Annotated in this window: 13 protein-coding genes; 2 read left to right on the top strand and 11 right to left on the bottom strand. The window is 73.8% G+C overall.

The features are described 5' to 3' along the window. The first annotated feature begins 97 nt into the window (after positions 1-97). Positions 98-463, top strand: coding sequence for a hypothetical protein (locus ABZU32_RS13430; protein WP_354839683.1), 366 nt, complete (start codon positions 98-100; stop codon positions 461-463). A gap of 173 nt (positions 464-636) precedes the next feature. Here the strand turns inward: ABZU32_RS13430 and ABZU32_RS13425 are convergent, their stop codons facing one another. The 6 genes from ABZU32_RS13425 to ABZU32_RS13400 form a co-directional block, all read right to left on the bottom strand. Continuing rightward, positions 637-2,364, bottom strand: coding sequence for a hypothetical protein (locus ABZU32_RS13425; RefSeq protein ID WP_354921348.1), 1,728 nt, complete (start codon positions 2,362-2,364; stop codon positions 637-639). Beyond that, positions 2,349-3,104: an ABC transporter ATP-binding protein gene (locus tag ABZU32_RS13420; protein ID WP_354921345.1), complete on the bottom strand. Its 756-nt coding sequence runs from the start codon at positions 3,102-3,104 to the stop codon at positions 2,349-2,351. Before ABZU32_RS13420 ends, ABZU32_RS13425 begins: the two co-directional genes overlap by 16 nt. Positions 3,105-3,541: 437 nt before the next feature. Next, complete coding sequence (locus ABZU32_RS13415) at positions 3,542-4,264, bottom strand: GntR family transcriptional regulator (RefSeq protein WP_354921342.1); 723 nt, start codon at positions 4,262-4,264, stop codon at positions 3,542-3,544. A 405-nt stretch (positions 4,265-4,669) separates the two neighbouring features. Continuing rightward, positions 4,670-6,394, bottom strand: a complete 1,725-nt coding sequence (gene araD / locus ABZU32_RS13410) for an L-arabinonate dehydratase (RefSeq protein WP_354921339.1) — start codon at positions 6,392-6,394, stop codon at positions 4,670-4,672. 413 nt (positions 6,395-6,807) lie between these two features. Next, positions 6,808-7,557, bottom strand: a complete 750-nt coding sequence (locus tag ABZU32_RS13405; RefSeq protein ID WP_354921336.1) for a Clp protease N-terminal domain-containing protein — start codon at positions 7,555-7,557, stop codon at positions 6,808-6,810. 90 nt (positions 7,558-7,647) lie between these two features. Further along, on the bottom strand, positions 7,648-8,772 hold the full coding sequence (locus ABZU32_RS13400; protein WP_354921333.1) for a hypothetical protein: 1,125 nt from the start codon (positions 8,770-8,772) through the stop codon (positions 7,648-7,650). 180 nt (positions 8,773-8,952) lie between these two features. Between ABZU32_RS13400 and ABZU32_RS13395 the strand changes: the two genes are divergently transcribed. Further along, positions 8,953-10,452: a glutamate--cysteine ligase gene (locus ABZU32_RS13395; RefSeq protein WP_354921331.1), complete on the top strand. Its 1,500-nt coding sequence runs from the start codon at positions 8,953-8,955 to the stop codon at positions 10,450-10,452. Here ABZU32_RS13395 and ABZU32_RS13390 read toward each other — a convergent pair. The 5 genes from ABZU32_RS13390 to ABZU32_RS13370 all read right to left on the bottom strand — a co-directional run bounded on the left by ABZU32_RS13390 (position 10,419) and on the right by ABZU32_RS13370 (position 15,107). Then, positions 10,419-11,255 (bottom strand): hypothetical protein, encoded by an 837-nt coding sequence (locus ABZU32_RS13390; protein ID WP_354849180.1) that lies wholly within the window; start codon positions 11,253-11,255, stop codon positions 10,419-10,421. The genes ABZU32_RS13395 and ABZU32_RS13390 overlap by 34 nt on opposite strands. A gap of 257 nt (positions 11,256-11,512) precedes the next feature. Next, entirely contained in the window at positions 11,513-11,998 is a 486-nt protein-coding gene (locus tag ABZU32_RS13385; RefSeq protein WP_354921328.1) for a hypothetical protein, read from the bottom strand. A gap of 65 nt (positions 11,999-12,063) precedes the next feature. Next, a complete protein-coding gene (locus ABZU32_RS13380; RefSeq protein WP_354921325.1) occupies positions 12,064-13,326 on the bottom strand; it encodes a Bcr/CflA family efflux MFS transporter in 1,263 nt (420 codons plus the stop codon). A 241-nt stretch (positions 13,327-13,567) separates the two neighbouring features. After that, positions 13,568-14,395 carry an SAM-dependent methyltransferase gene (locus ABZU32_RS13375; RefSeq protein WP_354849172.1) on the bottom strand — a complete coding sequence of 276 codons (828 nt, stop codon included), beginning with the start codon at positions 14,393-14,395 and terminating at the stop codon, positions 13,568-13,570. A gap of 121 nt (positions 14,396-14,516) precedes the next feature. Then, positions 14,517-15,107: an ATP-binding protein gene (locus ABZU32_RS13370; protein WP_354849169.1), complete on the bottom strand. Its 591-nt coding sequence runs from the start codon at positions 15,105-15,107 to the stop codon at positions 14,517-14,519. Between the last annotated feature and the right edge of the window lie 37 nt (positions 15,108-15,144).

The following is a 15,144-nucleotide window of genomic DNA, read 5'->3' as shown; positions in this document are numbered from 1 at the left end:
TCACCCCCGGTGACTCGGGCGCCCCGGCGGCACATCGCCGGCGATCCCGTGACGCCGTGAGGCCGCGCGAGCGCCGGGGAACGCCAATAGGAGAGCGATGCACCCGAAGAAGTCCACCGCCCTCGCCCTGTCGGTCCTGATGGCGGGCGCCTGCCTCGCCACCGCCGCCTCGGCGAGCGCCGACACCACCCCCGCCGGTGCCCCGCCCGGGCCCGTCCACGCCCTGCCCCCGGGCTACCAGCTCGTCACACTGCCCAACGCCAACGTCCCGAACTTCCAGCGCCGCACCCTCTACTGCCCCGGCTCCAAGCACGTCCTCGGCGGCGGCGCCGAAGCCCGGGGCAACCGCGCGATCCTGGTCGGCTCCTTCCCGACCGACGACGGGCGCGGCTGGATCGGGCTCGGCCGCCAGGACGGCTACAACGACGTCGGCATCAGCGTCTTCGCCATCTGCGCCGATTGACCCTCGCCCCACCCCGCCGGCCCCGGGCCCACCCCGGGGCCGGCCCCTTCTCCACCGCCGCCCACCGCCGGCTCCGGCGTCCCAGCATCAGAGGCGAGGACGCCGCCGGCGCCGGGCGGGCGACCGCGGCCCATCCCGTCGCCGGCCGCCACCGCCCGCCCGGAGGCCGGGTTTCAGCCGGATGAGCGCGGCTTGAGCGTCCACAGGCCCGTGCCGTACATCGCGAGCCCGAGCACGATGAACGCGGCCGCCACCGGGTACTGCAGGCCGGAGGGCATGTACGTGGCCAGGAACCAGGTGTGGCGCAGCATGCCGTTGCCGACGAAGACGGCCGCGACGACGCCTTGCGGGAACAGCGGGATGGCACCGAAGCCGAAGCACCACCAGGTGATCGCCTTCTTCGTCTTGGACAGCTCGTCGAAGCGGGACCTCGCCGTCGGCCGCGGCCTGCGTCCGGTCCGCATCGTCTCCAGCAATTCGGGGCCGTGCGAGCGCAGCCGTCGCTCGGCGAGCAGGCCGAAGCCCCACGCGAACAGCACCCCGGTCACGACGCCGACGGCCACGCCCGCCCAGCCGAACCACAACGCGGCCAGCCCCGCCGGCACACCGGTGAGGAGCACCAGCGCGAGCGCCAGGTAGGCCAGCCCGGTCAGCCCGCCGTCGTCCTCACTGGTGCGCAGCGGATTGCCCGCGCGGCGGTGCGGGTCGGTGCCGGGCACCAGCCCGTACACCGAGATCAGCGGAACCAGCCCGGTCGCGCCGCCCAGCAGGGCGGGCAGCAGCGCCAGCATCAGCGGCCACGGGCCGCCGGTGATCGCGGTGAACGCCACGGTGATCACGATCGCCACCGGGGCCTGCGCCGACAGCCAGGCCAGCTGCCTGCCGCGCACGTCGCTCACGCCGGGCGTCATCAGCGTCAGCCACAGCGCCGTGCCGTCGGTCCCGTACAGGTTGGCGGCCATGGCCGCGGCCATCACGATGAAGATGGGGCCGGCGTAAGGAAGCATGCCGTCCCAGCCGAGGAGCAGCGGGCTGGCCCCGAAGCAGACGCCGTACGACAGCGCGAAGGTCAGCTGGTGGTTGCGTACCAGGTCGCGCGACCAGGTGCGCAGCTCCTTGGCGACGATCGCGCCGTTGACCGTGGCCGCCGTCATCGGGCGCCTGCCGCGTGCGGAGGGCCGCGTCGCGCCCGCGCGCCTGCCGAGCAGGGCGGCCCACGCGCCCAGGAGCAGCAGCACCAGTACGGCCAGCGCCGCCAGCGCCCGCCAGTCGCCCTGGACGGCCAGCAGGCCCCACCCGGAGGGCAGGTACCAGACCGCGGAGGGCACGCCCGTCTGGCCGAAGGCCCAGAAGAAGACCCAGATCTGGCCGAGCCCCGCCAGGATCGCGCCGTTGAGCACCCCCGAGGCGACGGCGCCCAGGCGTGAGCGCAGCGCCAGCCCGACCACCGCGACCGACACCTTGGACAGCAGGACGAACACCGCGAGCTGCAACACCATCGCGGGCACGGCCAGCAGGGCGTTGGCGGGGCCGAGCCGTACACCCGCCACCAGCAGGCCGAGCAGGGCGGTCAGGCTGACCAGCGGCGCGAGGCCGACGAAGGCCGCCGCCAGCAGGCCCGCCGCCAGGCGGCGAGGAGGAAGGCCGAGCAGTGAGAAGTACTCCGGCCGCAACGTCTCGTCGCCGCCGCCCATGAAGGCGGGCCCGAGCATCCAGCCCAGCATCCACACCGCGTATCCGGCCGCCAGCAGGTCCGGGCCGGCGAACGCCAGGTAGATCGTCCCGGCGGCGAACAGCACGCCCAGCGCGGCTCCGGTGGCCGCGGTCTGCGCGCGCCCGCCGTGGAAGGCGTGGCGCAGAACCGCGACCTTCATCCGGGCCATGGTCAGCGCGACAGCCACGAGAGCTCCTTGACCCCGGTGTCCCGGTCGCCGACGAGCTCGACGAAGGTGTCCTCCAGCGACCGCGCGCCGCGTACCTCGTCCAGCGTGCCGGCGGCGGCCACCGTCCCCTTGTCGATCACCGCGACGTGGTCGCACAGTTGCTCCACCAACGCCATCACGTGGCTGGAGAGGACGATCGAGCCGCCGCCGGCGACGAAGCCGCGCAGCATCGTCTTGATCGTGGCGGCCGACACCGGGTCCACCGCCTCGAACGGCTCGTCCAGCACCAGCAGCCGCGGCGCGTGCAGCAGCGCGGTGGCCAGGCCGATCTTCTTGCGCATGCCGGTCGAGTACTCGATGACCAACGTCCGCTCCGCGCCGTCCAGCTCCAGGACGGTCAGCAGCTCGTCGGCGCGCTGGGCCACCACCTCCTTGGCCAGGCCGCGCAGCAGACCCAGGTAGGTGAGCACCTCGCGCCCGGTCAGCCGTTCGGGCATGGCCAGCCCGTCGGGCAGGACCCCCACCATGGCCTTGGCCCGCTCGGGGGCGGACCAGACGTCCTCGCCGAAGATCCGGGCGCTGCCGCGGTCGGGCCGCAGCAGTCCGACCGCCATGGACAGCGTGGTGGTCTTGCCCGCGCCGTTCTGGCCGACGAGCCCGAAGAAGGAGCCCTGGGGCACGCGTAGGTCGATGGCGTCGACGGCGAGGTTCTCGCCGAATCTCTTGGTCAGCCCGCTGATCTCCAGCGCTGGCGTCATGGTGTCGTCCTCCGGGGGGTTCCCGCCGGCCCGAGGAGGGCCCGTCACGGTCGTGGGCGAAGCTCGGGTGTGGGGTCGCCGCGGCCGGCGGGTCCGCGAGTGGACGCGGTGCCTGTTCACACGGTGGTCGGTGGGGTGGGCGGACGCCCTTCGGGTTCGGGAAGCCAGGCGTCGCCGGGTACGGCGAGCCGGTCGTGGGCGGCGGCGAGCTCGTCCACGGCCTCGTGCGGTGCGCGCGGACCAGGGGTGGTGGCCGTCGTCGCGTCAGATCATTATCCAGGGAAACATCGTGACCGGATCCACGAGCGAGGGAAACACCGCGACCGGGTCCACGAGCGAGGGAAACGCCGCGACCGGGTCCGCGGGCGGCCGCAGGACGGTGCCGGGTACGGCGGGCTGGTGGTCATTCGCGCGATCGCCGGCGCCGGCGCGGAAGGTCAGTCCTTGTCCTGGGAGCGGGCGAGGTGGGTGACGGTGCGCTTGACGTGCGCTCTGGTCAGGCGCTCGGCCAGGGCGGCGTTGCCGCTCGCCACGGCGGCCAGGATCTCCTCGTGCTCGGCGTGCTCCTCGCGCCAGGTGGGCCAGCGCCGCCACAGCACGCTGACGGTGCCGAGCGCGGTGAGATCTTGCAGGTTGTCCAGCTGCGCGGAGACCAGCTCGTTGTCGCAGCCCGAGTACAGCGCCCGGTGGAAGCGGCGGTTGGCCAGGCTCAGGGCCGTCGGGTCCTCGCCCGACAGCAGTTCGCCGGCCTCGCCGAGCGCCCCGCGCGCGTCCGCCAGGGTGCCGGCGCGTCCCGCGCGCGTGGAGGAGGCCACCGCCCACGGTTCGAGCAACAGGCGGAGCTCCTGCGCCTTGCGCAGGTCGGCGGCGTCCAGCACCCGCACGCTGACCCCGCGGTTGGGGCTGATGACGACGAGGCCGGTGGAGGCCAGGCCGATCAACGCCTCACGCACCGGCGTCTTGGACACGCCAAGTTGCTCGGCGAGCCGGCGTTCCACGAGCGTCTCGCCGGGCCTGATCCGGCCCGACAGGATGGCGGCCCTGATGGAGTCGGCCACGAGGTCGGTGCGCGTGATCGACCGTGCCACGGGCCGCAGGACCGGTTCCTCCGAGATGTTGTACACCGGTATATCGTGCCGCACGTCCACCCCCTCGTTCACGCCGCTCCGCGACGAGGCCCCGGCGGCGCCGGCCACCGAAGCCGTGATCTACGATGTAAAGGCAATCGCCGGGAAGCGACCGTCCTCCCGCCCCTCAGACCGCTTCCACCGTCTTCTTCCGTCCCGCCTGGTGCGCTGTCCACGAACGTTCACCCGCTCGGGCGCCGTAACAGGCGCCGGCATCGCCGTACCACGACCCGCCGACCCGGCGCCGATCACCTCCAGCACGTGGCCGGGGGTGGAGAGCCGCGCCCGGTGAACGTATGCGGTCACCGCACTAGGAGACGCCGCCACCGTGCCGGGGTCGCTTGGACCGCCGCCACCGTGCCGGGGTCGCTTGGACCGCCGCCACCGTGCCGGGGTCGCTTGGACCGCCGTCACGGTGCCGGGGACGGCGGATCGTCCTCAGCCGATGTCCGGCTCCGGAGCGCCTCCGGTGCCGAGCAGGAAGTCGAAGTCGCAGCCCTGGTCCGCCTGGAGGATGTGGGCGGTGAACATGCTGCCGTACCCGCGCTGGAACACCGGCTCGGGAGCCCGCCAGGCGGCGCGGCGGCGTTCCAGCTCCTCCTCGGGAACCTCCAGCGACAGGCGCCGCGCCTCGACGTCCAGGGTGATCGGGTCGCCGTCGCGCACCAGCGCGAGCGGGCCGCCGACGTGCGACTCCGGCGCGACGTGCAGCACGCACGCGCCGTAACTGGTGCCGCTCATCCGGGCGTCGGAGATGCGCACCATGTCGCGCACGCCCATCTTGAGCAGCCGGTCGGGGATCGGGAGCATGCCGTGCTCGGGCATCCCCGGGCCGCCGTGCGGGCCGGCGCCGCGCAGCACCAGCACCGAGTCGGCCGTGATCGGCAGGCTCTCGTCGTTGATGCGCCGCATCAGGTCACGGTGCCCGTCGAACACCACCGCGGGCCCGGTGTGCTTGAGCAGCCTCGGCTCGGCGGCGACGTGCTTGATCACCGCGCCGGACGGGGCGAGGTTGCCGCGCAGCACGGCCAGGCCACCCTCCTGCGACAGGGGGTTGTCCCGGGTGCGGATGACCTTGTCGTCGAAGACCTCCGCCCGCTCCAGCGTCTCGCCCAGGGTGGCCCCCACGGCCGTGGGCCGGTCGGGGTGGAGCAGGTCGCGGACGCGGCTCAGCAGGCCGGGCAGGCCGCCGGCCAGGTAGAAGTCCTCCATGACGAAGGCGCCGCTCGGGCGCAGGTCGGCGAGCACCGGCACGCACCGCGAGGCCTCGTCGAAATGGTCCAGCGTCAGCTCCACGCCGCTGCGGCGGGCCATGGCGATGAGGTGGATGACGGCGTTGGTGGAGCCGCCGAGCGCCAGGATGGTGGTCACCGCGTCTGCGTAGGCCTCGGCGGTGAGGATGACGGAGGGACGCAGGTCCTCCCAGGCCATCTCGACGACGCGGCGGCCGGTGGCGGCGGCCATCCGGTTGTGCGCCGAGGCCACGGCCGGGATGGAGGCCGCGCCGGGCAGCGTCATGCCGAGCACCTCGGCGACCGAGGTCATGGTCGAGGCGGTGCCCATGGTCATGCAGTGGCCGGGGGAGCGGGCGATGCCCTCCTCGACGCCGCTCATCTCGGCCTCGCCGACCAGGCCCGCCTTCTTGTCGGCCCAGTAGCGCCACATGTCGCTGCCGCTGCCGAGCACCTCGCCGCGGTAGTTGCCCGGGATCATGGGGCCGGACGGCACGAAGATCGCCGGGATGTCCATGCTGATGGCGCCCATGATCAGCGCCGGCGTGGTCTTGTCGCACCCGCCCATGAGCACGGCCGCGTCGACGGGATGCGCGCGCAGCAGCTCCTCGGTCTCCATGGCCAGCAGGTTGCGGTACAGCATGGTGGTCGGCTTCATGAAGGACTCCGACAGCGACATCACCGGCAGCTCCACCGGGTAGCCGCCGGCCTGCCAGACCCCGCGCTTGACGTCCTGCGCCCGCTCGCGCAGGTGGATGTGGCACGGGTTCAGCTCGCTCCAGGTGTTCAGGATGCCGATGACCGGGCGGCCCATGTGCTCCTCGGCGGACAGGCCGAGCTGACGGGTCCGCGCACGGTGGCTGAAGGAGCGGAGCCCGTCGGTGCCGTACCACCGGTGGCTTCTCAGTTGTTCAGGGGTCAGACGCTGCACCAGTCCTCCTCGATATCCTGATATATCACGATATCGGCAGCGTCCGTCGTCTCGATGCCGGATGACCGGACGTGGCCACACCTGTCACCTTATGACCGTGGTGCGGGGACGGCGCGTGGTCGCCCGCGGCCGGGCCCGGGCCACGGACGACCACGAATCCAAGACCCCCACCCGCCGGAGCGCTGGTCAGGAAGGCGCCGGGCGCCCGCGAGACCCCGGTGCGGCGTGAACCTCTCACGCGCCCCGGTCCCCGGGACGTTCGCCGGGGCTCCGTTCTCCTGAGCCTGTGTCAGGCTCCGGGCGGGTTTCCTGGGCCCGTGTGACACTCCGGGCGGGTTTCCTGGGCCCGTGTGACACTCCGGGCGGGTTTCCTGGGCCCGCGTGACGGTTCAAACGGTTCTCCTGGAGCCGCGTCAGGCCCCGGGCGGGTTCTCCTTGGCGCGTGTGATCTCTCCGAGGGCGGCGAGGATCGAGGCCTCGGAGGCCTGCGGGGTGACGCCCAGGGCGGCCAGCACCTGGGCGGCCGGGTCCTCCTCGGTGCTGAGCAGGGCGAGCAGGAGATGCTCGGTGCCGATGTAGTTGTGGCCGAGCCGCAGCGCCTCCCGCACGGTCAGGGCGAGCACCTTCTTGCTCTCGGCGGTGAAGGCCACCTCGCCGGCGCCCTCCTGCCCGGCGGGCCGCTCGCCGGTCGGGCCGAGCGAGGCCAAGGCGGCCTCGCGCACCCGCTCCAGCGGCACGCCCTGCTCGGTGATGGCCCGCCCCGCGAGCGCGTCCGGCTCGTGCAGCAGGCCGAGCAGCAGGTGCTCGGAGGCGATGTGGCCGTGCCCGGACTGGCGGGCCTCTTCCTGCGAGGCCACGACGACGCTGCGGGCACGGGTGGTGTACCGGGCGAATGAGGTGAGGTCGAACGGTTCGCCTCCCTTGGGCACGAACCGCTTCTGGGCGGCCTGCTTGGTCACGCCCATGCTCTGGCCGATCTCGGTCCAGGAGGCGCCGGCCTTGCGGGCCTGGTCGACGAAGTGGCCGATGAGGTGGTCGGCCACCTCGCCGAGGTGCTCGCCGAGCAGCACGGCCCCGCTGAGCTGCTGGAGGGCGCCGCCCGCGGCGTGGTTTGTCTTGATGTACTCGATGAGGTCGTCCAGACGAACGGGTGTCGGTTGCATGCGTCAACCATAGGTTGACGCCATCCCGTCCGTCAACCCCGGGTTGACGCTAACCTCGCGCAGGGGTCGGGGAGGGCGGTGCCTGCGCCGTCACAGGCTCGCCGCCGTCGAGGCCGCCTCGGCGAGCAGGCCGTGCCGCGCGGGCCCGGCCAGCCCCGCGTGGTACAGGTGCACCTCCTGGGCGCCGGCCTCCGCCAGGCGGCGCACGTGGGGCGCCATGTCCTCCTGCCGCACCGGCGGCAGCGCGGTCACGTAGGCGCCCACCGTCACCTGCTCGGGCAGCATGTGCCGGGTGATGCGCACCCGGTCGGCGGACTCCTGGCCGGTGGGCCAGCACTGCACGACGACGGCGTCGACGTCCTTGCCCGCCTGCGGGCCGAGGCCGGGGTTGGCGCCCGTGGCCCACGGGTCGGGGCCGGCGTGCAGGCTGATGCGCAGACCTGGGGGGAGCGCCTCGATCACCTGGTGGCGCAGCGCGTCGGCCGCCTGGTGGCGCACGGCCAGGACGGCGGCCGCCGTCGCCTGGTCGAGGTCGTGCTCGCGGGAGCGCACGGCGGCCCGCACCTCGCGCACCGTGCGCACGGGGTCCACCCCGGCCGCCGCCCAGCCCGCCTGGCAGGCCTCGCAGCAGCACACCGACAGCATGCGCCGTGCCCGCGCGTCGTAGGCGCCGTCGGTCTTGTCGTGGTGGCCGCCGTGGTCGGCGCCGAGCTGCCCGCAGGCCTCCAGCAGCGCCCCGGCCAGCGGCACGTCGCGCACGGCCTCGGCGGCCAGCGTGGCGGCGTACTCGCGCACCTCGGCGCGCGAGGGGCACAGCGCCCACGGGTAGTGCTGCCCGAAGCAGTTGACCACGCTCACGTCCGGATGCGCCTCGCCCAGCCGCGAGTTGTGCGTCAGCACGATCCACGCCGTCACCGGGACGCCGGCGTCGGCCAGGGTGCGCGCGGCGGTGCCGAACGGGTCCGCGTCGCGCATCCAGGCGGGCGTGCCGGGCACCAGGCGGCGCCCATCCCAGGCCTCCCGGCGGAGCGGGCGGTAGAGCGCGGCGTGCCGGGCGTCCATGTACGCGTGGTCGGGATGCCAGGGGGTCGCCGCCCTGACGGTGTGGTAGGCGGAGGCGAGGTTCACCCCGACGTCGCCGAGCGCCTGCATCCGCGCGGTGAACAGGGGATCACCGATCACGTCCCACGGATAGGCGTGCACGAGCACCCGCATTGCCATCGCCTCCCCACAAGGGGCCCTCACCCCACAAATGGCGTTGTCCAGGCATACCGATTCGGCTGTGCGGAGTCAATGGTTCACGACGATCGACGGCGTGCCTGTTACCAGGCATGAAAACCCGGCGCCGGGACAGGGAGGGGGTGAGACCCGAGGCCGCACATGGGGGACGACACGATGGGACAGCAGGTAGCCAAGGAGCGGTTCTCCGAGGCGGAGTACGGGCGTTTCGGCGAGCGCCTGAAGGATTCGCTCATCGCGCTCCGCGAGTTGCTGGCCAGGCCCGGATTCGGCGCCGGGCCGGCGACCGTCGGCGCCGAGCTGGAGCTCTTCCTCATCGACGAGGACGGGCGCCCGCTGCGCCGCAACAAGCAGGTCCGCGACGCCGCCGGCGACGACCGGGTGGTGCTGGAGCTGGGCAGCTTCAACCTGGAGGTCAACCTGACCCCGGCGCCGATGGCCGGCAAGCCGTTCAGCGCGCTCACGGAGGAGATGCGGCGGCTGATGGACCTGGTCGACGACGCGGCCCGATCGCAGGGCGGCCGGGTGGTGCCGATCGGCATCCTGCCCACGTTGACCGAATTCGACTTCACCCGCGACGCCATGAGCGACGAGACCCGCTACCGCGCGATGAGCCGGGGGATCCGCCGGGTGCGCGCCGAGCCGTTCCGCGTGCAGATCCACGGCAACGAGCGCCTGGAGCTGGAGGTGGAGGACGTCATCCTGGAGAGCGCCAACACCTCCTGGCAGGTGCATCTGCGCACCGCGCCGGAGGAGTTCGCCCGCGTCTACAACGCCGCCCAGCTCGCCATCGGCCCGGTGCTCGCGGTCAGCGGCAACTCCCCGTCCTTCCTCGGGCGAGACCTGTGGGAGGAGACGCGCATCGCGCTGTTCGAGGCGGCGGTCGACGACCGCGACATGGAACGGCCATGGCGGGTGGACGGCCGCGTCTGCTTCGGGTCCGGCTGGGTGGAGAGCGGCGCCGGTGAGGTGTTCGAGCAGAGCGTCCGCGAGTACGAGCCGGTCATCCCGGTGCTGGACGAGGAGGAGGACCCGCTGGCGGTGACCCGCGGGGGCGGCGTCCCGAAGCTGGCGGAGCTGCGCCTGCACCAGGGCACGGTGTGGCAGTGGAACCGGCCGGTGTACGACCCGGCGGACGGAGGGCACCTGCGGGTGGAGCTGCGGGCCCTGCCGGCCGGGCCCACCTGCGCGGACATGGCGGCCAACGCGGCCTTCCTGCTCGGCCTGGTGACGGCGATGGCGGCCCGGCCCGCGTGGATCGGCGGCTTCCCCTTCGCCGACGCCTACCGCAACTTCTACCGGGCGGCGCGCAACGGACTGGACGCCGAGCTGGCCTGGCCGGGCCGGCTCGACACCGTCCCGGCGTCCCGGCTGGTCGCCGACCTGCTGCCGGTGGCGCACGACGGGCTGCTGTCGGCGGGCGTGGACCCCGGCGAGGCGAGCCGCCATCTGTCGGTCATCGCCGAACGCGTCCGGCTGCGCCGTACCGGCGCCGTCTGGCAGCGCGAGGCGCTGGCCGCCCTGGGCGAGGAGCCGGGCGCGCGGGCGGCCATGCTGGGGCGTTACCGCGAGCTGGCCTTCGGCGGCGATCCCGTGCACACCTGGCCCGCCGTCGAGGGGGTTCAGTCGTCGATGCCGGTGAGCGAGCTTCCGTAGCTGAGGGCGACGAGCTGGGCGACCGCGCCGTGCGCGCCGAGCGGCTCGGCGCATCCGGCTCCGACCGACTCGGCCGCCGCCGTGATCTTCTGCGGGTCGATCTCGGGGCCGATGAGGAACGGCGCCAGCGCCAGCCGCGAGGCGCCGATGTTGCGCAGCCGCTGGGCGGCGTCGCCGACGCCCGGCCGGGCGTCCAGCGAGGCCGCGACGACCGGGAGGGTGAGGCGGGCGGCCAGCAGGACGACCGTGGCGTCCGCCGCCCGCACGGCCTCCTGGCCGCCGACCGTGGCGACGATGATGCCGTCCACCGGGGCCGCGATGTTGAACAGGCGCATGCGGTCGGCGCGCGCGAGCCCGCTGTCGGACAGCTTGACGTGCAGGGCCTCGGCGAGCAGCGGGTGGGGCCCGAGCGGGTCGGCGATGGTCGTCATGACGTCGCTCTCGGCGACCGCCTCGCGGATGGCGCGGTACACCTGCTGGTGCGGCCCGGTGACCAGCGGGACCACGATCGCGGCGGGCGACTCCTTCGGCCGGTCGGCGGCGCAGTCGGTGAGCGTCTCGGCCAGGCTGGTCTTGGTGTCGCCCAGGTGGACCAGCCGGACGTCGAGCTGGGGATGGTCCACACTGACGATGGTCTTGACCGCGGCGGGGACGTCGCCGCCGGTGCCGGGCGCGGCGAGCACGAGCGCCGGCGCGTCCGGAGGGAGCTGCGCGGGCACGGGCCGCCGATGCCGGCCGGAGCTGGTCCGGAACGAGCGTTCGCGGACCGGAAGCTCCTGTGGAGCCTGATGACCATCGTTCACATCGGCGGATTTTACGGGGTATGAGGCAAAAGTTAAGTCTGATTCGCCGTTACGCACGGGCCGAGCCGGGCCCATCTCCCGTGACATCAGTGACAAATTAGGACTCGATCCTCTGAACGGTACCAACGGTCCGTAATCATTCGAGATCATGGCGGGGGCGCCGGAGGTCGCGGAAGGGCCTGGAGGGGGCCCGCCGTTGACAGTTGCGTTCTTTCCGGCGGTGAAGTTTTTTTCAACCGCGCGCGGCGCCGCGCGTGTCAGTGCACGCGGTGGGCGGCGCGCAGGACCTCGAACACCCCGAGGCTCGCGAACAGCGCGACCGAGAGCCCGATGACCGCGTAGGCCGCCGAGACGCGCGCCCGGGCGGCGACCGGCCACCGCGCGAGCGCCGCCGGAAGGCCCGCCCGCCCGGCCCGCGCGGGGCGCGTTCGTGCGGCGGCCACGGCGGGCGAGGCCGCCGGCGGGACGGGCGAGAGCGTGGGCACGACAGGCGGGGCGGTGCGGAGCTCGGGGTGCCGGGCGAGGTAGCCGCGCGGGAACGTCTTCACGCCCGTGTCGCCGCACGACGGGCAGCGGGCGCCCGACCACGGCGGCTGGACCAGCAGCTCGGCGCGGAACCAGACGTCGGCGTCGTTACCGTGGCTGTCGGACAGATGCCGGACGACGTACTCCTCCTCCCACACCGAAAGACAGCGGAGGCACTCGAACGGCCAGGTCTCCCGGGTGCTGAAGCCTTCGTCCACCAGGACCACCCCCCAAGGGTGCGCGCGCGCCTGTTACACGGCGTCGCCCGATTCGAGTGTGGGCGTCACTCCGGTTGATCGCAATACCCGCTACCGATGCCTGCCGTTCCCGAGTGGTCGCCCGGCATCATGGACGACTCGCTCACGGCCAGCGCCACCAGGGCGACCATCGCGCAGACACCCATGATCAGCGCCATGGGCATGACGCTGCGGGCGCCGGCCACCCCGGCCAGCGGGGCCGTCAGCGCGCCGAAGGCGAACTGCGCGGTGGCGGTCAGGGTCGCGGCGGTCCCGGCGGCGCGGGTCGTCCGGCCGAAGGCGACCGCCGAGGTGTCGCCCAGCACCAGGCCCAGCGACGCGACGGCGAGCAGCAGCGGCGGCAGGCAGGTGTCGGCCGTCAGCCATCCGGTCGCCGCCAGTGCCCAGAGCACGGCGGCGCAGGCGAGCAGGACGGCCATTCCCGCCTGCGCCTGCGCCAGCGGCCGGAAGCGGTGGGCGATCCGTGCGCCCACCGCGGCGACCAGCACCAGCGCCAGCGCGTTCAGGCCGAGGGTGAGCCCGACGCCGGCGAGAGGCAGCCCGAGAGCCCGCAGGAAGAACGGGGCCGCGGCCAGGTAGGCCGCCAGCGCCCCGAACGCCAGGACGAAGGCCAGGACGGGGGCGAGGCGGCCCTGGGTGCGCAGAACGGACAGGTCGCGGCGGCGCAGCGGCGGGCTCACCGCCCGGGCGTGCAGGGGAAGCGTCTCGGGAAGGGCGATCAGCGCGGCCAGGAACATCAGCAGGGACAGCAGGGCGAGCGCGCCGAACACCGCCCGCCAGCCGGCCACCGCGACCAGCGCCCCGCCGATCGGCGGGGCGACGACGGGCACGGCGGCCAGCGCCCACATCTGGGCGGCGAAGACGCGGACGGCGCGGCGTCCGCGCGCGAGGTCGGACACGACGGCGCGGGCGATCACGACGCCGGCCGCGCCGGTCAGTCCCTGGACGAACCGCGCGCCGATCAGAACGCCGATCGTGGGCGCCAGCGCGCACACGGCCCCGGCGACCGCGCAGACCGCGAGGCACGCCAGCAGCGGTCCTCTGCGGCCGTAGCGGTCCGACAGCCGTCCCAGCGCCAGGTGGCCCGCGGCCATGCCGAGCAGGAAGGCCGAGAAGGTGAGCTGCGCGCCGACCGTGCCGGTGCGCAGCTCGGCCGCCATCGACGCCAGTCCCGGCAGGTACATGTCGCTGCCGAACGGTGCGAACAGCGCGACCAGGCCGAGCACGGTGGCCAGCTCCCGGGAGGGGCTGGTCGTGGTGGGGGCGCCGGCGATGGTGGTAGCGGACATGGCGGACTCCCTGGGGCCGTTCCCCGCGGCGCCCCCGGCCGGTCGGCTCCGGAAGAGCGCGCGACGGTGCCGTCCCTGGCCACGGTACGCCTGCCCCCCGCCCGAGCCCGGCCCCGGGCTGCCGCCGCCCTCGCCCGGACGTGCGGGGCGTCGTCGCGGCCCGGCACGTCGGGCGGTGCCGCCGCTCCGGCAGGTCAGGCGGTGGCGCGGTCCGGCGTGATGGGCGCCTGGGGCCGTCGCGTCAGGCGTCTTTGCGGCCGACGCCGCCGACCGACCAGATCGCGCGCGGGTCGAGGGTGTCCTGCCCGGCGTCCGCCCCCCAGGCCGGGATGTACACCACGCCCGGCGGGACGAGCGACAGGCCGTCGAACAGGCCCTCGACGTCGGCCTTGGTGCGCTGCTGCTCCCTGTGGGCGTGGCCGGTGACCACGCCGCGGCTCTGGTAGAGGTCGGCGAGCCCGGCGGTGGCCTCGGGCCGCAGGTCCGAGACGCTGTGGCCGATGGCCACGTACCCGCCCGGGGCGATGGCGTCGCGGAACCGGCCGACGATGTGGGCGGCCAGCTCGTCCTCGGGGATCACGTCCAGCGCGAAGAACAGCAGGATCGCGACCGGGCTCCCCAGGTCGATCAGCGACTTCAGGCGGGGATGGCCGAGGACCTGATCGGGTTCGCGCATGTCGGCCTCGATGACCGCCGTGTGCTCCTCGTCCTCCAGCAGGGCCCGGGCGTGCGTGACGACCACCGGGTCGTTGTCGACGTAGACCACGCGGGACCCCGGCGCGGCAGCCTGGGCGATCTCGTGGACGTTGCCCTGTGTGGGAAGGCCGCACCCGACGTCGACGAACTGCCGGACGCCGCGCCCGGCGAGGTGGCGCACCACGCGCTCGAGGAACCGGCGCCCCTCGCGGCACATCATGGGCAGCTCTGGAGCGACGGACAGAGCCCAGCGCGCGGCTTCGCGGTCGGCCGCGAAGTTGTCCTTGCCGCCGACGAGGTAGTCATAGATGCGGGCCTGGTTGGGGATGGTCGGATCGAAGCCGAGAGGCTCGAGTTTCGGGAACCTCGTCATCACACCCCATCTCGCCGGAACCCGATGGTAGCGCCGCGGACACGACGGCGACCATCGTTCCGGGCACTACGTGGCGGAGGGGCGGCGGAGCGCGGCCGGCCGCGGCGGGGAGCGCGCACCGTCAGCGGCAGATCTCCAGGTGCCGCGCCGGGCGCGCGGTGCCGCGGGGGAGGGTGAACCCGGCCCAGACGGCCTTGCCGGGGTGGCCGGGGGCCCAGCCCCATCGGTGGCTGACGCCCGCGACGACCTGGAGCCCCCGCCCGCCCTCGGAGTCGGCGTCGGGCGGGCGGGGGGCGGGGGAGCGGTCGCTCGGGTCGGTGACGACGCAGATCAGCGACTCGCCGGTGTGGGCGAGCACGACCCGCACCGGGTGGGCGGCAGGGGCGGCGGCGCGGCTGCTGAGCCCGTGCCGCAGGGCGTTGATGACCAGCTCACCGATCACCAGTTCGGCGTCGTCGGCGAGGCCGTCCAGGCCCCATTCGCGCACCGTGGCCCGGGTGAACCGGCGAGCGGTGCGGGCCGCTTGGGGGTCGCCGCGCAGTTCGCACCGTTCGAGGCGGATCCCGTCGTCGTCCGGGGTGTCTCCCGGGGCGCCGGACGCGGCCCGCGAGTCGCCCGAGGAAAGGGCGCGGCCCAGCTCGTCGAGCCAGCCCTCCCACCTCTCGTCCCCTGTCTGAGCGGGTTTGGCGAGCTGTGTTCTGCACCCATTCATAGGGAAGCCTCAGGGGGTTTAGGGCATATCGCCGGGG

Origin of the sequence: Sphaerisporangium sp. NPDC005288 (assembly GCF_040607475.1) — a bacterium.
Taxonomy (GTDB): Bacteria; Actinomycetota; Actinomycetes; order Streptosporangiales; family Streptosporangiaceae; genus Sphaerisporangium; species Sphaerisporangium rhizosphaerae.
The sequence above is the reverse complement of the archived record's forward strand: the minus strand, read 5'-3'. Positions and strand labels throughout refer to the sequence as shown.

Excerpts from the sequence above, each read along its gene's own strand:
- ABZU32_RS13405 (WP_354921336.1), bottom strand. The coding sequence starts at position 7,557 with ATGCAACCGACACCCGTTCGTCTGGACGACCTCATCGAGTACATCAAG.
- ABZU32_RS13420 (WP_354921345.1), bottom strand. The coding sequence starts at position 3,104 with ATGACGCCAGCGCTGGAGATCAGCGGGCTGACCAAGAGATTCGGCGAG.
- ABZU32_RS13430 (WP_354839683.1), top strand. The coding sequence starts at position 98 with ATGCACCCGAAGAAGTCCACCGCCCTCGCCCTGTCGGTCCTGATGGCG.
- ABZU32_RS13375 (WP_354849172.1), bottom strand. The coding sequence starts at position 14,395 with ATGACGAGGTTCCCGAAACTCGAGCCTCTCGGCTTCGATCCGACCATC.
- ABZU32_RS13380 (WP_354921325.1), bottom strand. The coding sequence starts at position 13,326 with ATGTCCGCTACCACCATCGCCGGCGCCCCCACCACGACCAGCCCCTCC.
- ABZU32_RS13370 (WP_354849169.1), bottom strand. The coding sequence starts at position 15,107 with ATGAATGGGTGCAGAACACAGCTCGCCAAACCCGCTCAGACAGGGGAC.
- ABZU32_RS13400 (WP_354921333.1), bottom strand. The coding sequence starts at position 8,772 with ATGCGGGTGCTCGTGCACGCCTATCCGTGGGACGTGATCGGTGATCCC.
- ABZU32_RS13395 (WP_354921331.1), top strand. The coding sequence starts at position 8,953 with ATGGGACAGCAGGTAGCCAAGGAGCGGTTCTCCGAGGCGGAGTACGGG.